Origin of the sequence: Micromonospora sp. CPCC 206171, assembly GCF_036906755.1 — a bacterium.
Taxonomy (GTDB): domain Bacteria; phylum Actinomycetota; class Actinomycetes; order Mycobacteriales; family Micromonosporaceae; genus Micromonospora; species Micromonospora purpureochromogenes.
Genome location: NZ_JBAKHT010000039.1, coordinates 27,548 through 45,018, shown reverse-complemented (window position 1 = coordinate 45,018; position 17,471 = coordinate 27,548). Strand labels below are relative to the sequence as shown.

Annotated in this window: 20 protein-coding genes and 1 other RNA gene; 13 read left to right on the top strand and 8 right to left on the bottom strand. The window is 71.7% G+C overall.

All coding sequences use genetic code 11. The annotated features are described in order from the left end of the window. Together V6U89_RS28160 and V6U89_RS28155 are read left to right on the top strand one after the other, a co-directional pair. Window positions 1-433: FMN-binding protein (locus V6U89_RS28160; RefSeq protein ID WP_334575678.1), on the top strand; the 433-nt coding region annotated here is incomplete at its 5' end. Window positions 434-482: 49 nt separating this feature from the next. Then, window positions 483-1,205, top strand: a complete 723-nt coding sequence (locus tag V6U89_RS28155; RefSeq protein WP_334575674.1) for an FAD:protein FMN transferase — start codon at window positions 483-485, stop codon at window positions 1,203-1,205. Window positions 1,206-1,489: 284 nt separating this feature from the next. Here the strand turns inward: V6U89_RS28155 and V6U89_RS28150 are convergent, their stop codons facing one another. Then, window positions 1,490-2,161 (bottom strand): bifunctional DNA primase/polymerase, encoded by a 672-nt coding sequence (locus V6U89_RS28150; RefSeq protein WP_334575670.1) that lies wholly within the window; start codon window positions 2,159-2,161, stop codon window positions 1,490-1,492. Window positions 2,162-2,411: 250 nt separating this feature from the next. Here V6U89_RS28150 and V6U89_RS28145 point away from each other — a divergent pair, with 250 nt between their 5' ends. The 5 genes from V6U89_RS28145 (at window position 2,412) to V6U89_RS28125 (ending at window position 7,201) form a co-directional block, all read left to right on the top strand. Then, complete coding sequence (locus V6U89_RS28145; RefSeq protein ID WP_154942682.1) at window positions 2,412-3,638, top strand: helix-turn-helix domain-containing protein; 1,227 nt, start codon at window positions 2,412-2,414, stop codon at window positions 3,636-3,638. 16 nt (window positions 3,639-3,654) lie between these two features. Continuing rightward, the gene (locus tag V6U89_RS28140; RefSeq protein ID WP_334575664.1) at window positions 3,655-4,233 is read left to right on the top strand and encodes a flavoprotein; all 579 of its coding nucleotides are present in this window, start codon (window positions 3,655-3,657) and stop codon (window positions 4,231-4,233) included. Between the two features lie 164 nt (window positions 4,234-4,397). Next, a complete protein-coding gene (locus tag V6U89_RS28135) occupies window positions 4,398-5,264 on the top strand; it encodes a Nif3-like dinuclear metal center hexameric protein (RefSeq protein WP_334575661.1) in 867 nt (288 codons plus the stop codon). Then, window positions 5,261-5,998, top strand: coding sequence for a zinc ribbon domain-containing protein (locus tag V6U89_RS28130; RefSeq protein ID WP_334575657.1), 738 nt, complete (start codon window positions 5,261-5,263; stop codon window positions 5,996-5,998). The genes V6U89_RS28135 and V6U89_RS28130 overlap by 4 nt, the downstream gene beginning before the upstream one ends. 3 nt (window positions 5,999-6,001) lie before the next feature. Then, complete coding sequence (locus V6U89_RS28125; RefSeq protein WP_334575653.1) at window positions 6,002-7,201, top strand: bifunctional RNase H/acid phosphatase; 1,200 nt, start codon at window positions 6,002-6,004, stop codon at window positions 7,199-7,201. 19 nt (window positions 7,202-7,220) lie between these two features. Here the strand turns inward: V6U89_RS28125 and V6U89_RS28120 are convergent, their stop codons facing one another. The 5 genes from V6U89_RS28120 to V6U89_RS28100 are packed head-to-tail and all read right to left on the bottom strand — an operon-like array spanning window position 7,221 to window position 9,252. Further along, the gene (locus tag V6U89_RS28120; protein WP_334575649.1) at window positions 7,221-7,424 is read right to left on the bottom strand and encodes a hypothetical protein; all 204 of its coding nucleotides are present in this window, start codon (window positions 7,422-7,424) and stop codon (window positions 7,221-7,223) included. Further along, the gene (locus tag V6U89_RS28115; protein WP_334575647.1) at window positions 7,421-7,792 is read right to left on the bottom strand and encodes a YbaB/EbfC family nucleoid-associated protein; all 372 of its coding nucleotides are present in this window, start codon (window positions 7,790-7,792) and stop codon (window positions 7,421-7,423) included. The genes V6U89_RS28120 and V6U89_RS28115 overlap by 4 nt, the downstream gene beginning before the upstream one ends. Continuing rightward, the gene (locus V6U89_RS28110) at window positions 7,792-8,205 is read right to left on the bottom strand and encodes a YbaB/EbfC family nucleoid-associated protein (protein ID WP_334575645.1); all 414 of its coding nucleotides are present in this window, start codon (window positions 8,203-8,205) and stop codon (window positions 7,792-7,794) included. Before V6U89_RS28110 ends, V6U89_RS28115 begins: the two co-directional genes overlap by 1 nt. After that, entirely contained in the window at window positions 8,202-8,936 is a 735-nt protein-coding gene (locus V6U89_RS28105) for a hypothetical protein (protein WP_334575643.1), read from the bottom strand. The genes V6U89_RS28110 and V6U89_RS28105 overlap by 4 nt, the downstream gene beginning before the upstream one ends. A 13-nt stretch (window positions 8,937-8,949) precedes the next feature. Beyond that, entirely contained in the window at window positions 8,950-9,252 is a 303-nt protein-coding gene (locus tag V6U89_RS28100; protein ID WP_334575641.1) for a hypothetical protein, read from the bottom strand. Between the two features lie 204 nt (window positions 9,253-9,456). Here V6U89_RS28100 and V6U89_RS28095 point away from each other — a divergent pair, with 204 nt between their 5' ends. Both V6U89_RS28095 and mctP read left to right on the top strand, forming a co-directional pair. Continuing rightward, complete coding sequence (locus tag V6U89_RS28095; protein ID WP_334575639.1) at window positions 9,457-9,723, top strand: DUF3311 domain-containing protein; 267 nt, start codon at window positions 9,457-9,459, stop codon at window positions 9,721-9,723. Beyond that, entirely contained in the window at window positions 9,723-11,378 is a 1,656-nt protein-coding gene (gene mctP, locus V6U89_RS28090) for a monocarboxylate uptake permease MctP (RefSeq protein WP_334575637.1), read from the top strand. The genes V6U89_RS28095 and mctP overlap by 1 nt, the downstream gene beginning before the upstream one ends. Before the next feature lie 192 nt (window positions 11,379-11,570). On the opposite strand, the gene V6U89_RS28085 is transcribed toward mctP, so the two are convergent. After that, the gene (locus V6U89_RS28085) at window positions 11,571-12,047 is read right to left on the bottom strand and encodes a MarR family winged helix-turn-helix transcriptional regulator (protein WP_334575635.1); all 477 of its coding nucleotides are present in this window, start codon (window positions 12,045-12,047) and stop codon (window positions 11,571-11,573) included. A gap of 54 nt (window positions 12,048-12,101) precedes the next feature. Between V6U89_RS28085 and V6U89_RS28080 the strand changes: the two genes are divergently transcribed. Further along, window positions 12,102-13,334: an MFS transporter gene (locus tag V6U89_RS28080; RefSeq protein ID WP_334575630.1), complete on the top strand. Its 1,233-nt coding sequence runs from the start codon at window positions 12,102-12,104 to the stop codon at window positions 13,332-13,334. Here V6U89_RS28080 and V6U89_RS28075 read toward each other — a convergent pair whose 3' ends face one another. Then, entirely contained in the window at window positions 13,335-14,096 is a 762-nt protein-coding gene (locus tag V6U89_RS28075; RefSeq protein WP_334575628.1) for a sulfite exporter TauE/SafE family protein, read from the bottom strand. It lies immediately after the preceding gene. A 218-nt stretch (window positions 14,097-14,314) separates the two neighbouring features. Here V6U89_RS28075 and rnpB point away from each other — a divergent pair. From rnpB to V6U89_RS28055, 3 genes are all read left to right on the top strand, one after another. Further along, window positions 14,315-14,730: RNase P RNA component class A (rnpB, locus tag V6U89_RS28070), an RNA gene on the top strand. Between the two features lie 777 nt (window positions 14,731-15,507). After that, window positions 15,508-16,362 carry a hypothetical protein gene (locus V6U89_RS28060; RefSeq protein WP_334575626.1) on the top strand — a complete coding sequence of 285 codons (855 nt, stop codon included), beginning with the start codon at window positions 15,508-15,510 and terminating at the stop codon, window positions 16,360-16,362. Between the two features lie 197 nt (window positions 16,363-16,559). Beyond that, window positions 16,560-17,435, top strand: a complete 876-nt coding sequence (locus tag V6U89_RS28055) for a hypothetical protein (protein ID WP_334575624.1) — start codon at window positions 16,560-16,562, stop codon at window positions 17,433-17,435. Window positions 17,436-17,471 lie beyond the last annotated feature (36 nt).

The window sequence follows — 17,471 nt, the reverse complement described above, 5'->3', positions numbered from 1 at the left end:
CGGGGTCCGCCCGGCGCCGCGCCCCTCCGCCTCCGGCCGCGCCCCGGCGGCGCGCCCCACCACCGGCGCGTCCCGCACCCCGGCCGCGCGGTCCACCACCGGCACCCGGGCTCCCGCCGCGCCGCGGGCCACCACCGCGGCGCCGAAACCGGCGCTGCGTACGGTGAGCGGCCCGACCGTCGACTACGAGTACGGTTCCCTGTCGGTGCAGATCACCCTCTCCGGCAGCCGGATCGTCAACGTCACCGGGATCGGCCTGCCGCAGAGCGGACAGTCGGGCCAGCGCAGCGACGACGTGCAGCGCACCTACAGCGGCACCAGCGGCGAGGTGGTGCAGAAGCAGAGCGCCGACCTGAACACCGTCAGCGACGCCACCGCCACCAGCGACGCGTACCAGCAGTCGCTCCAGGCGGCGATCGACCGGGCCGGCTGAGGTGCCGGTCTCGCCGGCCCGTCCCGGTCTGCGCCGGGTCGAGCACGTCATGGGTACGGCGATCAGCCTCGACCTGGCCGACGACCTGCCCGCCGCGACCCTGCACGACCTCGCCGAGGAGACCTTCGGCTGGCTGCGCGAGGTCGACGCCCGGTTCAGCACCTATCGGGACGACAGCGAGGTGTGCCGGCTGGACCGGGGCGAGCTGCGGCTGGCCGACGCGTCGGGGGACCTGCGGGCCGTGCTGGCGCGCTGCGCCGACCTGTGGGCCGCCACCGACGGCTACTTCGACGCGTACGCCACCGGCCGGCTCGACCCGTCCGGGTACGTCAAGGGCTGGTCGGCGCAGGTCGCCTCGGACCGGCTGGTCGCCGCCGGGGCGGCCAACCACTGCCTCAACGCCGGGGGTGACGTGGTGGTCCGGGGACTGTCACCGACCCGCCAGGCGTGGCGGATCGGCGTCGCCCACCCGTGGAACCCGATGGCCACCTGCCTGGTCCTCGCCGCCAGTGACCTGGCCGTCGCCACCTCGGGCGTGCAGCACCGGGGCCAGCACGTGCGGGACCCGCGCCGGGGCGAGCCGGCCCGGGGCCTGCGCTCGGTCACCGTGGTCGGCGCGGACCTGGGCGTCGCCGACGCGTACGCCACCGCGGCGGTGGCCATGGGCGAGGCCGGCATCGGCTGGCTGGACCGCCTCCCCGACCACCTGCACGCGGTCGTCACCGACGACGGCCGCCTGCTGCACTCCACCCGCCTCCCGCTGACCGACTGACCGACTGACCGGCCCCGGGCCAGCGGGCGGGGTCAGCGGGCCGGGCGGGGGGTGCCGGCCGGACGGGAGCCGGCGGGGCGGGCGCGTTCCGGTCGGGAGCCGCCCGGCCGCGTGCCCGACCGGCGGTACGGCCGCCGGTGATACGGCGGTGGCTCGGCGCCGCCGGCGGGCCCCGTCGCGTCGTCCCTGGCCATCACGTACCCCTGCTCCCGGCGCGTCCGCGCCGTCACCGGTTCAACGACCCCGGCACCGGTGGGGACGCTGCCGGTCACCCGATTCGCGGGTCAGTGCCCCCGTCGGGGGAGCGGGAGCTGGCCGGGGAGCAGCTCCGGGGCGAGCGTCACCCCGGTGGCCCGCAGCGCGTCGACCAGGGTGTTCTGCAACAGGTACGAGTCGGGTAGCTGCCAGCGCGCCTGCTCCGGGGCGACCGCCCAGCGCACCGGGCCCTCCGGCAGCCGGGTCGGCGGCGCCGCGATCCACGAGCCGGGCCCGTGGCGCACCACGTGGAAGCAGTGCTCCAGCTCCGGCCGCAGCGGGTCGCCGGGGCGGACGAGGAACATCCAGCGGCCGGTCGGGGTCACCAGCACCGGACCCCGGACCGCGGGGCCGGCCGGGTGGGTCGGGAGCGTGTCGAGTACCCGCCGGCCGAGGTGGGCCGGCACCTCCAGCACGTCGAAGGCCCGCCCGGTGGGCAGCAGCACCGCGTGCGGCCGGCTGTGCCACCAGGCGGCCACCCGGGCCGGGTCGGCGCTCGCCGCGTGCTCCCAGTCCTCCAGGGCGGGGTGGCAGCCGACGGTGGGGCAGCCGGCCCGACCGCAGACGAAGCGGCTGCGCGCCAGGCAGGCGCCCGGGGTGACCTCCCAGCCGTGCATGGCGTACCGGACGGCGATCCGGCGCAGCCGGACCCGCTCGATCGGCGACAGCTGGACGACCCGAGGTCCGACGTTCCCCCACATAATCCGTGATCTCCCCTCGCCCCGACCGGACACCCGTCAGGCACGTGTCGAACACCGTCACTGCCGTAACCCACGATCGTTGAGCTGTCGAACGGCCCCGTGCAACTTGCACGAAAACTACGAGGACTGGCCGTATGGCCGACGTACAACCTGTGCGACCAGCGAAAACCTGAGACGGACGGAGCGCCGCACCCGCGGGGGACCCGTCCGGGGATCCGCCGGACGGGCGACGAGGGGGAGGAGCAAGAGGATGGACGAGCTGCCCATAGGCCGGCGGGTCGCCTACTGGCGAGGCCGGCGCAAGATGTCGCAACAGGTCTTCGCCGACCGGCTGGGCAAGTCCAAGAGCTGGGTCGACAAGGTCGAGCGCGGGGTACGTCGGCTCGACAAGTTCTCCGTCCTCTACGAGATCGCCGACATCCTCCAGGTCGACGTGCAGCTGCTGCTCGGCAAGGACCCGGAGCGGCGTACCGACGCGCTCAACTGCATCGACCAGATCGAGGTACAGGAGATCCGGGCCGCCCTGGAGCGGTACGACTCGATGAGCGCCTACTTCGACGCCGCGCCGTACCCGCCGCCGCTGGCCGACATGCGCAAGGCCGTCAACCACGCCTGGCTCACCTACCAGTACGGCCGCTACGGGATGCTGACCCGGGCGCTGCCGAAGCTGCTGCGCGACGCCCAGGCGGCCGACGCGGGCTACCGCGGCGACCAGGCGTGCGAGGCGGCCCACCTGCTCGGGCAGGTCTACCAGATCGCCTCCTCGGTGCTGCGCAAGCTGGGCGAGTGCGACCTGGCCTGGCTGGCCGCCGACCGGTCGATGGCGGTCGCCCAGCGGGCCGACGACCAGCTGCTGGCCGGCGTCGCCACCACCCGGGTCTGCAACGCCCTGGTCGCCATGGGCCGGGCCCGGCCCGCGCTGGAGCTGAACGTCACCATCGCCAACCGGCTCGCCCCCGGCGGGAGCAACGACGCCTCCCCGGACCGGCTCTCCGTCTACGGCATGCTGCTCCTCCAGGGCGCGATGGCGGCCGCCCGGATCGGCGACTCGGCCACCGTGGACGACCTGCTCAACGGCGCCCACGAGGCGGCCACCCTGCTCGGCAGCGACCAGAACCACTACTGGACCTCGTTCGGCCCGACCAACCTGGAGCTGCACCGCGCCGCCGCCGCGGTCGAGCTGGGCGACGGCGGCCGGGCGGTGGAGATCCACCAGCGCCTGCCGGAGCCCGCGTTCAACGCGCTGCTGCCCGAACGCCGGGCGCACCACCTGCTCGACATCGCCCGGGGCTTCGCCCAGATCGGCGACGTGGCCAACGCCGGCGAGATGCTGCTGCGCGGCGACCGGCTGGCGCCCTCGGAGATCCGCTGCCGGCCGATCGCCCACGAGGTGATGTCGGACGTGCTGCGTCGCACACGTGGTGCGCCGCCTCCGCCGATAGCGGAGTTGGCTGAGCACATGGGAGTCGGAGTATGAACACGGTGCCGGCCGGATGAGCGGCCCGCACCCGAGCAGCGAGCGCCGCGAGGTGCTCTACGTCATCGCCTGCGGTTCGCCGCTGGCCCGGCACGTCGGGCGCCTGGTCGACCTGGCCCAGCAGGACGGCTGGGAGGTCTGCCTGGTGACCACGCCCGACGGGGCGAAGTTCGTCGACCGGGCCGCGCTGGCCCGGCAGACCGGCCACCCGGTACGCACCCACTACAAGAACGCCGGCGACCCCGACCTGCTGCCCCCGGCCGACGCCATGATCGTCTGCCCGGCCACGGTCAACACGGTCAACAAGTGGGCGGCGGGGATCACCGACACCCTCGCCCTCGGCCTGCTGGTGGAGGGGCAGGGCATGGGGCTGCCGGTGGTGGCGGTGCCGTTCACCAACGCCGCGATGGCCGCCCACCCGGCCTTCCGGGCCGGCCTGGCCCGGCTGCGCGAGTGGGGCACCACGGTGCTCTTCGGCGACCACGTCTTCCCCCTGCACGCCCCGGGCACGGGGGAGCGGCACCTCCACGCCTTCCCGTGGGAGGTCGGGCTCGTCGCCCTGCGCAACCGCTCCCGCATCACCTCGGCCGCCTGACGGTCCCTGGGCTGATCCACACCGTGTCGCCGACATGGTGGTTTCCGACCACCGCGTACCCCGCCACATCGCCGACCTGGAGTCGATCATCCCGGCTGTGCCGGGGGGACACGGGCGGCGGGCGAGGCCGTGGCGACCCGTCCCCGCCGGTAAGCTGACCGGCCGTGAGCACAACCGCAGCCCCACCGACCGTCGCCGACGTGGTGGCGGTCCTGGAGCGCCGGTATCCGCCCTCCTGGGCCGAGGAGTGGGACCGGGTCGGCCTGGTGCTCGGTGAGCCCACCGCCGCCGTCCGCCGGGTCGCCTGCGTGGTCGACGTGGTGCCCGAGACGGTCGCCGAGGCGCGTGCCGCCGGGGCCGACATGATCGTCGCCCACCATCCGCTGCTGCTGCGCGGCGTCTCCTCGGTCGCCCCGACGACGTACAAGGGGCGGATCGTGCACGACCTGATCCGGGCCGGCGTCGCCCTGTACGTCGCGCACACCAACGCCGACGTGGCGGCCCCGGGCGTCTCCGACGCGCTGGCCGCCCGGTTCGGGCTGACCGGGCTGCGCCCGCTGCACCGCCCGTCGCCCGGCTCCCCGGCCGACGGTCCGGGCCGGGGCGTCGGCCGGATCGGGGAGCTGCCCGCCCCGCTGACCCTGGCCGAGCTGACCCGGCACGCCGCCGCCGTGCTGCCCGCCACCGCCTGGGGAGTTCGCGCCGCGGGCGATCCCGCGCGTATCGTGCGTACCCTCGCGGTCAGCGGCGGCTCCGGCGACGCCTTTCTGGCCGAGGCGACCGCCGCCGGGGTGGACGCCTTCCTCACCGCCGACCTGCGGCACCACCCGGCGGGCGAGCACCTCGCCGCGGGTGGGCCCGCCCTGCTCGACGCCGCCCACTGGGCGACCGAACGACCCTGGTTGGACGACCTGGCCGCCCACCTGCGGGACGACCTCGGCGTCGAGACCGTGGTGTCCGACCTGGACACCGACCCGTGGACCGTGCACGCCGCCGCGCCCGTACTGGACGACAAGGAGCCCCGACCGTGAAGGCTGAACCCCAGGTCCAGCGCCGCCTGCTCGATCTGCAGGCCATCGACACCGCCCTCGCCCAGCTGGCCCACCGCCGCCGCACCCTGCCCGAGCGGGCCGAGCTGGAGGGGCTGGCCCGGGAGCTGTCCGCGCTGGAGGACGAGCGGGTCCGCGCCCAGGTCGCCGTGGACGACCTGGACCGGGACATCGCCCGGCTGGAGAAGGACATCGACCAGGTCCGCGCCCGCAAGAGCAAGGACGAGGCGCGGCTGGCCGCCGGCTCCGGCCCGGCCCGCGAGCTGGAGGCGCTCCAGCACGAGCTGGTCTCGCTCAACCGGCGGCAGGGCGACCTGGAGGACGCCGAGCTGGAGCTGATGGAGCAGCGGGAGACCGCGCAGGGCGTGCTCGACGGCATCGAGGCCCGGATGGCCGAGGCGCGCGAGCGCCGGGCGGCGGCCGAGCAGCGGCGGGACGACACGCTGGCCGAGATCGCCAAGGAGGAGGAGTTCAGGAAGGCGGCCCGCAAGCCGCTCGCCGGCGACCTCCCGGCCGATCTGGTCACCCTCTACGACAAGGTCCGCGAGGACACCGGCCTGGGCGCGGCGCTGCTCACCGCCGGGCGCTGCGGCGGCTGCCGGCTGGAGCTCTCCGGCGCCGACCTGTCCCGGATCCGCAAGGCGGCGCCGGACGAGGTGGTCCGCTGCGAGGAGTGCCGCCGGATCATGGTCCGCACCAACGAGTCGGGTCTGTAGCCGGTGGCGGTGCGCGCGGTCGTCGTCGAGGCCGACGGCGGGTCCCGGGGCAATCCGGGCCCGGCCGGCTACGGCGCGGTGGTCCGCGACCCGGACTCCGGGGAGGTGCTGCTGGAGCGCTCCGAGGCGATCGGGGTCTCCACCAACAACGTCGCCGAGTACCGGGGGCTGATCGCCGGTCTGGAGGCCGCCGCCGAGCTGGGCGCGGCCGAGGTCGAGGCCCGGATGGACTCCAAGCTGGTGGTCGAGCAGATGTGCGGCCGCTGGCAGATCAAGCACCCGGGGCTGCGCCCGCTCGCCGCGCAGGCCGCCGCGCTGGTCGACCGCTTCGAGTCGGTCCGGTTCAGCTGGATCCCCCGCGAGCGCAACCGGCACGCCGACGCGCTGGCCAACGCGGCGATGGACGCCGCCGCCGGCAAGCCGCCGAAGCGCCCCGCCGCCGCCGAGCCGCGCGAGGTGGCCGCCGCCGACTCGGCGGCCCGGGCGCAGGCCCGCGAGGTCGCCGCCCGCGCCGCCACCCGTACCGCCGGCACCGACCCGGCGACCACCAGGCCCTCCTGGGAGCCGCGGCCCACCTTCACCGCCACCCGGCTGATCCTGGTCCGCCACGGCGAGACCGAGTGGACCGTGCAGCACCGCTACGCCGGCCGCGCCGACGTCCCGCTCTCCGACCAGGGCCGGGCCCAGGCCCGGGCCACCGCCGCGCGGGTGGCCGAGCTGGCCCCGTCCGTCGCCGCCGTGCTCAGTTCACCGCTGTCCCGGTGTACGGCGACCGCCGAGGCGATCGCCGGGGCGCTCGGCGGCATCCCGGTACGCCCGCAGGACGACTGGATCGAGTGCGACTTCGGCGACTGGGACGGGAAGACCTTCGCCGAGGTACGCGACCAGTGGCCGGGGGAACTGGACGCCTGGCTCGCCTCGACCCGGATCGCGCCGCCCGGCGGGGAGTCGTTCACCGTCGTCGCCGAGCGGGTCGACCGGGCGGTGGCGGCGCTGTGCGAGGCGTACCCGGGGGAGACCGTGGTGGTGGTCTCGCACGTCTCGCCGATCAAGCTGGCGTTGCGCGACGCCCTGGCGGCCGGCGACGCCTTCCTGCACCGGCTCTACCTGGACGCGGCCGGCATCTCGGTGCTGGACATGTGGCCCGACGGCGGGGTGGCGGTGCGCAGCGTCAACGACACCGCCCACCTCGCCGCGCGCTGACCGACGGGGGACCGGCCGGTCAGCCGCGTCCGGAGCGCAGCAGCCAGCGGATGAGGTAGAGGCACGGCAGCGCGACCGCCAGCCACATCAGGGCCACGGCGAGCCGGACCAGGCCCGGCAGCCCCGGCTGGAGGGCGAGGAAGCCCAGGCCGATGGTGGCGACGACGAGCAGGTAGCCGAGGATGGCCGCGTTGCGGCGCGGCGAGCGGGGTGGCCGGGTCACGGGCGGGGCGTCCCTTCGGTCAGCCGCGACACCAGCCGCAGGGGGTCGCGCAGCACGTCACCGACGGCGTGGTCGCCGACCCGCAGCGAGTCGAGCAGCTCCTGGCGGGCCTCGTCCACCTGCCGGCCGGCCGCCCGGATCGTCTCGGTGACCAGCTCGCCGAGGGTCAGGTTGTCGACGGTCCGCCGGGCCCGGGGGTCGATGCGGATGTCCAGCAGCTCCCGCGCCCCGGACATCTCCACGGTGACCTCGCCGTCGGGCGAGGAGACGACGTGCCGCCGGTCGGCGGCCCCCTCGGCGAACTCGACGGCGGCGGTCATCGCCGAGGTCATCTGCCGGGCCAGGGCGCTCAGGTCCGGTCGTTGCATCAGCCCACCGCCCCGGTGCCGCGGCGGAACTCGTCGAGCGCCTGCCGGGGTGCGGGCGGCTGGTCGACGCCGTCGTTGCCGGTGATCTTTCGGATCCGGTCGGTGAGGGTGGTCGACAGCCGGGTCTGGGCCTGGCGTACCGCCTCCAGGCAGGCGGCCCCGAGTTGGTCGGCGTCGAGGTCCCGGACGGCCTGCGGGCTGAGGTAGACCTCGGCCACCTCGCCGTCGCCGGTCACCCGGGCGGTCACCGTGCCGGTGGCGTCGGTGGCCTCGACGCTCTCCTCCCGCAGCGCGGCGATCCGGGCGGCGAGGCCGTCCACCCGCTCCCGGACGGCGCGCAACGAGGGGTCGGTGTAGCCCTGGCGGCGCGCCTCGTCCGCGGCCGCCGCGATGGCCTCCGCGTCCGCGTTCACCGCTGCACCCACTCGGCCGGATCGCCGATGGCGATCTTCAGTGACTCGGGCAGCCGGATGCTGGCCGTGTCGATCCGCCCGCTCCGGTCGGCGAACTTGTTGGCCAGCTCGTCGTTGGCGTCGCCGAGGGTCTTGGCGGAGAGCCAGACCGTCATCACGAAGCCGGCCAGCAGGCCGATCACGGCGACCGCGAAGGCCGCCCAGGAGGCGAAGATGCCGATCTTGACGGCCGGCGAGACCGGGCCGGCGGCGTTGGCGGCCACGGCGGCGACGGCGGCGCTGACCGTGGCGACCAGGAACGCGCCGAGGGTGGTGATCACGCCCGCCGCCAACTGCGCGCAGTACGAGTCCATCAGGGAGCAGGTCTGCGCCAGTCGCTCCAGGGCGGGCAGCAGGTCGCCGGTGGCGAACGCGTGGAACTGGGTGGCCGCCGAGTCCTGCCAGAACCCGTCGACCTTCTCGATCTGGCTGAGCAGTTGGGCGTGCATGCTGTCGTACGCGTTCTTCAGCTCGCCCCAGGTGCCGGAGTTGCTGATCCACGGCTCAGGGTCGACGACGTTCGGCATCACCAGCAGCCCGGTCAGGGCGGCCGCCGCCATGCCGGCCCCGGAGGGCTCCAGCGCGACGATCAGGCCGCTGGTGGCGGCGACCACCAGCCCCCGGATCAGCAGTGTGTCGAACGCGTCGCTGTCGGTGTCGGTCCAGCCGCCCTCGTCCCAGCCCGCCGGCATCCGTCCCCCTCGGTCAGTCGTGGGTGCGCTGGAAGCCGGCCGCCTGGTCGGCCTCCAACTGCTCGTAGTGGCCGGCGACCCGGTGCAGCGCCGTGCCGATCGCGTCGAAGGTGTCGCGCAGCGCGGTGGTCACCGCGCCCACCGCGGCCAGGGACTGCGCGTAGTCGTCCGCCGCGGACATCGCGAAGAGCGGGAAGGCCCCCTGCGGCAGCTCCAGCCCGGCCAGCGTCGGGCGGGTCTGCTGGTCGATGTCGTCGGCGTAGGTGGAGAAGGAGGAGCCCAACGCCCGCATCGCCTCGGTCGCGTACAGCGACACCCTGCACCACCCCCGTGTCAGTGCGTGAGGCCCCAGGCTAGCGGCACGCGGCCCGCCCGGCTGCCCCGTCCAGGGCCGGGCACGTCATTCGGCGCAGCGGACTTGCCGCTCGGCGCAGGGCACGTCGGCGAGTGGCGTGACCACGCTCACAGCCTGGTTAGCCTCCGCGCGATCAGACCGATCCACGACCCTTCGGAGACGCAGATGAGTGATCCCGGAACACCGCCGGCCGAGCCGGGACCGGATCCCGCGGGAAGCACGGCGTCGTCCAGGGCCAAGGACCACAGTCCCTGGAACTGGCTGCTCTTCATCCCGATCCTGGTGCCACTGATCCCGGCCTTCTTCAACGCGGACTCGCCCCGGCTCTTCGGCTTCCCGCGCTTCTACTGGCTGCAGCTGGCCTACATCCTGCTCGGCGTGGCCACCACGACCGTGGTTTACCAGATGACGAAGAAGCGGGGTGGTCGGTGATGTGGCGCGACCATTTGACCGAGATCATCGTCTTCACGGTGCTCTTCCTGCTGGTCAGCGCGATGGGCTTCATCGCGGCCCGCTGGCGGGCGCCGCGGGACATGGCCCACCTCGACGAGTGGGGGCTGGGCGGGCGCAACTTCGGCGGCTGGATCACCTGGTTCCTGGTCGGCGGTGACCTCTACACCGCCTACACGTTCGTCGCGGTACCGGCGCTGATCTTCGGCGCGGGCGCGATGGGCTTCTTCGCCGTGCCGTACACCATCGTCATCTACCCGCTGGTGTTCCTGGTGCTCTGCCGGCTCTGGTCGGTCTCGCACCGGCACGGCTTCGTCACCCCGGCCGACTTCGTCCGGAACCGGTTCGACTCGCCGGTGCTGGCACTGCTGGTCGCGATCACCGGCATCGTCGCCACGATGCCCTACATCGCGCTGCAACTGGTCGGCATCGAGGCGGTGCTGAAGACGATGGGGGTGACCGGGGAGAGCACCCTGGCCCGACACCTGCCGATCATCATCGCCTTCGCCATCCTGGCCGCGTACACGTACCAGTCCGGGCTGCGGGCGCCGGCGCTGATCGCCTTCGTCAAGGACACGCTGATCTACATCGTGATCCTGGTGGCGGTGCTGTACCTGCCCTACAAGCTCGGCGGCTGGGGCGAGATCTTCAACGCGGCCGACGCGAAGTTCAAGGCGTCACCGGCGCCGGGCGACGGCATCCTGCTCAACGCCAACAACCAGCTCCAGTACATCACGCTGGCGTTCGGCTCGGCGCTGGCGCTCTTCCTCTACCCGCACAGCATCACCGGCGTGCTGGCCAGCCGGAACCGTGACGTGATCAAGCGGAACATGTCCGCGCTGCCGGCGTACAGCCTGCTGCTCGGGCTGATCGCGCTGCTCGGCTTCATGGCCATCGCGGCCGGGGTGAAGCCGCTGCCCGGGGCGACGGCGGGGAGCGTGGACAGCAACACGGTGGTGCCGGTCCTGTTCGACCAGCAGTTCCCCGACTGGTTCGCCGGGGTCGCGTACGCGGCCATCGGTATCGGCGCGCTGGTGCCGGCGGCGATCATGTCGATCGCGGCGGCGAACCTGTTCACCCGCAACATCTACAAGGAGTACCTGAAGCGGGACGCCTCCCCGGCGCAGGAGGCGCAGGTCTCGAAGGTGACCTCGCTGCTGGTCAAGGTGGGCGCGCTGGCGTTCATCATCTTCCTCGACCCGCAGTTCTCCATCGACCTCCAGCTCATCGGCGGCGTGATCATCCTCCAGACGCTGCCGGCGGTGGCGCTGGGCCTGTACACCCGCTGGTTCCACCGCACCGCGCTGATCGCCGGCTGGGCGGCCGGCATGGGCATGGGCATGTGGATGCTCTACCAGGTCGCCAACCCGGCGACCGGGAAGAAGCACTTCGCCGGCTCGGCCTTCCCGCTGTCCGAGTTCGGCTTCGACACCAAGAAGACGATCTACGTGGGCATCGTGGCGGTGCTGGTCAACCTGGTGGTGGCCGCGCTGCTGACCCTGGTCCTGCGGGCCACGAAGGTCACCGACGGGGTGGACCACACCACGCCGGACGACTACTTCGCCGACGAGGGCGACCCCCGGGTCACTCCGGGCCCCGAGCGCGACGCCGACTCGGCCCGCGAGCCGGTGGCGTAAAGGTCGGCCCCCCCGGGTGCCCGCTGCGGTGGGCGCCCGGGGTCCCGCGGCCGGCCGCGGTGCCGAGACGCTACGGAGCTGATGACGTGAACGGATCGGTGCCGACGCCCGGCCGCTGAGTCGTTCACGTCATCAGCTCCGTACTGTCCGCCGCAGGTCCCCGGCCGTGCAGGGCGAGGGGTGGGGCTTCGGTCAGCCGCGGCGGTTGCGGGCGCTCAACGCCTCGTTGAGCCGGCCCAGCAACCGCGCCAGGGTGTCCCGGTCCTCGGCGTCCCAGTCGCCGAGGATGTCGCCGTAGAGCCGGGTACGCGCCGCCCGCACCGCTGCCATCCGTTGCAGGCCGGCCGCGGTGGGGGAGACCACCGTGCCGCGCCCGTCCGCCGGGTCGGGGGCGCGGGTGATCAGCCCGTCGCGTTGCAGGGCCGAGACCTGCCGGGTGACCGTCGAGCCGTCCAGGTTGAGCTGCGCCGCGAGCGCGGAGACGTTCTGCGGACCGGCCGCGTCCAGGTGCCGCAGGATCACGTACGCCGCCCGGTCCAGCACCCGGTGCTCGGCGGTGCCGGTGGCCCGGCGGGTCGCCTCGCCCAGGCGCATCAGCAGGGCCACCTCGGTCTCGATCCGGCCGAGGGTGGCCTGGTCGTCCGCTCCGGTCCGCTGGTCGTCACTCATAGCTGTATGATACAAACAAAACTATCTGTACGATACAGCTATCTGGGAGTTCGAGTGGATCGGCGTGCCGAACCGAACCGCAGTGCCATCTACGCCACCACGCTGGTGGCCTTCCTCGCCATCGCCGGCATCGCCGTGGTCGACCCGATCCTGCCCGCCATCGGCGAGGCCATCGGAGTCACCGCCTGGCAGGTCGAACTGCTCTTCACCGCGTACATCGCGGTGATGGCCGTCGGCATGATCCCGGCCACCCTGGCCAGCGGGCGGTTCGGCTTCAAGCCGGTGCTCGTCACCGGCGTCTCCGTCGTCGGCCTGGCCGCCATCGGAGCCTCGTTCAGCAACGACATCGTCCAGCTGTCGGTGCTGCGCGGCGTCTGGGGACTCGGCAACGCGATGTTCTTCGCCACCGCCATGGTGGTGCTGGTCAACCTCGCCAACGACCGGGAATGGGTGGTCGGCCTCTTCGAGACCGCGCTCGGCCTGGGCTTCGCCGTCGGCCCGCTGCTCGGCGGCCTGCTCGGCCAGGTCAGCTGGCGGCTGCCGTTCTTCGTCTGCGGCGTGTTCATGGTGTTCGCGCTGGCCGTGGCGTCGCGCCGGCTCCGGGAGCCGACCAACCGGCAGGCGCCCGTACGCGTGGGTCAGATCTTCGCCACCTACCGCCGGCCGGCGTTCGTCACGCTCTGCGTGGTCACCGCCGCCTACAACTTCGTCTTCTTCGTGGTGCTCGGCTACACGCCGCTCTTCCTCGGCCTGGACGTCGTCCCGCTGGGGCTGGCCTTCACCGGCTGGGGTCTCGGCCTGGCCGCCGGCATCCTGGTGATCGGTCACCGCCTCGCGCACCGGATCGGCGCCGTGCAGACCGTCGGCGTCGCCCTCGCCGGCCTGCTGCTCTGCATGGTCGGCTTCGCCACCTCCGGCAGCACCGCCGAGTCGCTGGTGGTGCTGGTCCTCGCCGGCCTCTGCATGGGCCTGGCCAACGCCAACCTCACCGACCTCGCGCTCGGCCTCGGCTCCGCCGACCGGCGGGTCGCCACCGGCGCGTTCAACCTGGTCCGCTGGGGGGCCGCCGCGCCCGCCCCGATCATCTCGGGCAAGCTCGCCGAGCACGGCCTGGCGTTGCCGTTCTGGGTGGGTTTCGGCGTCCTCGCCGTCGGCGTGCTGGTCTACCTGGCCTTCGCGCACCTGATGGCCGCCGGCTGCGGCGAGCGGGTGCTCTGGTCCCGCTGGAACCGGGCCGCCCGCCGCGCGGAGCGCGCCACCGAGGAACCGGTCGGCGAGGCGTACTGATCAGCGCAGCGCCCGCCACAGCAGGTAGAGGCCGATCACCGTGCCGAAGGCCACGATCAACATCTTGAGGAGCACCGGCGGCAACCGGCGGACCAGCCGGGCCCCGGCGTACCCGCCGACCAGCGTGGCCGGCGCGACCACGGCGACCGCCGCCCAGTTGACCGGCCCGAAGAGCGAGAACATCACCACCGTGGTCAGCCCGACCACCGCCGAGAGCAGGTTCTTGATCGCGGTGACCCGGGCCAGCGTCGCGTCCAGCACCAGGGCCAACCCGGCGACCAGCATCACCCCCAGGGCCGCGCCGAAATAGCCGCCGTACACCGCGCCGAGCCCGACCATGGCCTGCACCGTGACGGTACGGCGGCGCGGCGCCAGGTCGCGCGGATGCCCGACCAGCGCGCGCAGCGGATCCTGGAAGGCGAGCACCGCCGTCGCGCCGAGGACCAGGAACGGTACGACCACCTCGAACGTCCGGGCCGGGGTGGCCAGCAGCAGCAGGCAACCCAAGATCGTGCCGACGACCGTGGTGGGCACCAGCGCCGCCAGCGAACGCGTCGACGGCAGGTCGACTCGGCTGCCCGCCACACTGGCCAGGTACCCCGGGCAGACCGAGACCGAGTTGGTGACGTTCGCCGGCACCGGCGGCAGGCCCACCGCCAGCAGCGCCGGGAAGGTGATCAGCGAACCGCCCCCGGCCACCGCGTTGACCGTGCCCGCGGCGAGACCGGCGGCGAGCAGGAGCGCGGCGTCGGAGAGATCCATGGTGACCCGAGGCTAGTACGCCCCGCTGCACCCCGCGCGGCCACCGCGCCCCCCGTCCGCGCGGCCTGCGCGGCGGGTGCCGTCTTGCGGCGTGTCGGGGTGTCCCGGCCCCCGGACACCGCGACACGCCGCAAACCGGGCGGCGGGGACTCCCCGGGTGGCCGTCCGGGGCGGAAATGGGCGGGGACCCGGCGTCGTTAGGATGAGGGTGCGACGGACGAGTCGACCGGGCGGTCGCGTCGGCGGGCTCCGGCCCGCCGCCGAGGAACGTCCGGACTCCACAGGGCAGGGTGGTTGTTAACGGCAACCCGGGGTGACCCGCGGGACAGTGCCACAGAAAACAGACCGCCGGCCCATCGGGTCGGTAAGGGTGAAACGGTGGGGTAAGAGCCCACCAGCACCCCGGGTGACCGGGGTGGCTCGGTAAACCCCACCCGGAGCAAGGCCAAGAAAGGGCCGTCACCGCAAGATGACGACCCGGCGCAGACGCTTGAGGGCTGCCCGCCCGATGTCTGCGGGTAGGCCGCATGAGCCTGTCGGCGACGGCAGGCCGAGATGGATGGCCGCCGCCGGCACGTACCCCGCGAGGGGTACGCGCCGCGCACAGAATCCGGCGTACAGGTCGACTCGTCCGTCGCCCACCAGGTCAGCCGCAGTTGCATCGCGGCTGACCTGCTGCTTCTTCGGCTGCTGCGGTCGGTCGTGTCGGGTGCTGTAAACCGGGGCTGTACGGACTCCGAAACTGGCCGGGGCCGGCTCTCAGCGAGGAACACATGCTGTCCAGCGCTTGAGATCGGCGAGGAACTCCTCGTAGCTCATAGGCGAGAACCGTGCCGCCGTCGCCAACGCGGTACGCGGTGGCGCAGCGTCTCCGAACAGGCGTCGGAACCTTGGTGCCATCGCTGAGCTGCAACCAGAGCCGCTCCGGGACCAGCCAATCGGGGTCGGTGCGGAACCCGCGAACCTGCTCCCGCGTGAACGTGCGCGTTCGCCACAGCCAGCGCACCCGAACCCCCGATTGGTTGATCACGAGCGCGGTGCGGCTCGCAGCTGTCACCGTTGCTGTCGACGGCCCACCCCGGCAGAAGTCACCAATCCCATCCGTTACGCCAGTCCGGTATGCCGTCCGGCAACTGACGTTCGTCGGCGACGCCTGGCCGCTCTGCTCGGCAGACGCTCACTAACGGCGCCAAGGCACTCCCGTTTGCCGTGCAGTTCAACCTTCAGGGCGATAACCTGATGGTCCTTCTGTCCCATGCATCGACGCTGATGCGTTAATTCGCACTGCGATGGCTATGCCGTCCGGGGCGTCGTCGCTAGTCTTCGCACACAAGGCGCGCCTTCTGCCTCATTCGGTTTCCAACCTTCCGTCACTCGAAGCCCAGGAATCACGACCCGAAGGGTTACGGCGATGGTCCCGTTCACGATCGTAAGTTCAGGACCGCCCAATCTCCCCCAGCTCGCCGGATACTACTCGCAGCTCGCCGGAGTATTGGCTGGTTTTTCGTTCGCCGGCCTAGTCGCATTGGTGACCGCCCGGCGTGGAATTGACGATGTGGAAGTTCCAATTCGGCACAGCGTGGCACCTTTGACTAGTGCCTTCATCGCACTCGTTGCCTCAAGCCTTGATTACGCGATCGTGACAGGAGAACTGGCGGGAACACCACGGGTGGCGTCACTCCAGACGATCGCTGGCATGGGTTTCAGCATCGCTGGGATCATGCTGGTGTTCTCGATTTTGGTGCTGCTCTCGGATCTGCGCCACCACGTCGGGTCGGCGGCCATTCAGCTACTCGGCAACACGTCCGTCCTGATCTTGCCGCCTTTACTTGTGATGCTCATGTGGGGCGGGTTGCGGGATCATTTGGGTCAGAAGTACGGGGCGTACAGCGAATTCGTCCTCGCCGATTGGATCGCATTGGGAGTCTTCGGGGTCACCCTCGTTGCCGTCGTTGGCTTCAGAGTCAGGTCCTTCCGATCCTTCCGACCATCGAGCGATTTGGGTAGGCAGGCGGCCGTACTTGCTAACGCCGCCGCTCTACTGGCGTTCCTGTCGTTAGCAGGATCGACGATTCTAATAACGTTCACTACCGCCGAAACCACGATCTCGGATGCCGTTCCGATTTCGGCACTGGTGCTGGTCGCGGTCTTCTGCGTTGCGACCGCCTATTCCGCCAGCCACTACCAATCCTCCCCACACGTACCCCTGGGACCGACGTCGCACGACTCACCCCCTGACCCTGCGGGAGCCAAGGTGCCCAGTTAGACGGATCGCTTGGCTAACCGCAGGCAGCCTGCCGCGACTTCACTGGAACTGCATTCGAGAGCGATGGAATCGAAACGAGACGTGGGCTGGCCAATATACGTGGGTCCCATTGAGATGGGGGTGCTGAGCAAATGGATTGCACGAAGTTGGAATGGAACCCCATAAGCTCCGCGTCGGCTCACTCCCAGCTGGCTGGGGTGCTGGCCGGTCTAGTCTTCGCGGGCATCGTCGTGTTGTTCAGTGACCGAAACCCGAGCCGCCAAAAAACGCGGGCGCTAGTCTTGTTCACCGGTGCGCTACTCGCGCTTGCCCTGGACAGCTTCATTTTCGGCGTCATCGCTGGGGAGCAGGTGTGCGCAAAGGCTTGGAGCGAGACAATGCCTGCGGCAGGCTTGCTGGGCCTGGGCGCTCTCGGAATTTTTGGCGGCATCAGCTGGCTGTTCAACGCCTACGATGACCACCACGCCCGCGTGACGAGGTTGGCCAACTTCATTACCTACGTAGTGGCGCTTGTGGTCGCGTATCACCTGCAGGTGACTGCGGGAAGCTATCTCGTCGATATGCGTGAATCGGGCTTGAACAGTCCACCAAGTTGGCTTTTCCGTGTAGTTGCCCTATACGCGTGGCTAATCATCCTGATCATCTTGTTGTTTCCGCTCGCCCGATGGCTGGCTGGGAAAGCTTCATCAAGGCAGGCGCTCGGACCGGAGGCGGAGCAGGCAGACGACGAAACGGTCGACAAGAGGCTCGACATTTGGGCCGTCCGTGCAGCTTATTTGTCAGTGGGTTGGGTTATTGTCGTTGCCGTCATGTCGGGGACGTTACTAAGTCGTCCGATCGATGGATGGGAACCCGCCACACCCGCACTAATTGTTGCGTCATCGACGTTGCTGTCGTTGACGATCCCAACGATCGCGGTAGTTGCACAACTTATGGCGCTTCCGCCCAGTCATCCGCCCAGGCTGCCAGACAGTGACGGTGGTGGGGACCGAGTGCAATCACAGAGTCCCGTGCCGATCCAACCGGACGGGCAGACGGCCACTTCCGACGGCAGCGTGGGCGAGGTTCGTTAGGCGCCCTCGGACCCGGCGCGGTCTCCACCATGGTCG

Bases quoted from the DNA above. Each gene is read 5' to 3' on its own strand.
- V6U89_RS28155 (WP_334575674.1), top strand. From the start codon at position 483: ATGGGTACGGCGATCAGCCTCGACCTGGCCGACGACCTGCCCGCCGCG.
- V6U89_RS28150 (WP_334575670.1), bottom strand. From the start codon at position 2,161: ATGTGGGGGAACGTCGGACCTCGGGTCGTCCAGCTGTCGCCGATCGAG.
- V6U89_RS28145 (WP_154942682.1), top strand. From the start codon at position 2,412: ATGGACGAGCTGCCCATAGGCCGGCGGGTCGCCTACTGGCGAGGCCGG.
- V6U89_RS28140 (WP_334575664.1), top strand. From the start codon at position 3,655: ATGAGCGGCCCGCACCCGAGCAGCGAGCGCCGCGAGGTGCTCTACGTC.
- V6U89_RS28115 (WP_334575647.1), bottom strand. From the start codon at position 7,792: ATGCAACGACCGGACCTGAGCGCCCTGGCCCGGCAGATGACCTCGGCG.
- V6U89_RS28105 (WP_334575643.1), bottom strand. From the start codon at position 8,936: ATGCCGGCGGGCTGGGACGAGGGCGGCTGGACCGACACCGACAGCGAC.
- V6U89_RS28095 (WP_334575639.1), top strand. From the start codon at position 9,457: ATGAGTGATCCCGGAACACCGCCGGCCGAGCCGGGACCGGATCCCGCG.
- mctP (WP_334575637.1), top strand. From the start codon at position 9,723: ATGTGGCGCGACCATTTGACCGAGATCATCGTCTTCACGGTGCTCTTC.
- V6U89_RS28085 (WP_334575635.1), bottom strand. From the start codon at position 12,047: ATGAGTGACGACCAGCGGACCGGAGCGGACGACCAGGCCACCCTCGGC.
- V6U89_RS28075 (WP_334575628.1), bottom strand. From the start codon at position 14,096: ATGGATCTCTCCGACGCCGCGCTCCTGCTCGCCGCCGGTCTCGCCGCG.
- V6U89_RS28060 (WP_334575626.1), top strand. From the start codon at position 15,508: ATGGTCCCGTTCACGATCGTAAGTTCAGGACCGCCCAATCTCCCCCAG.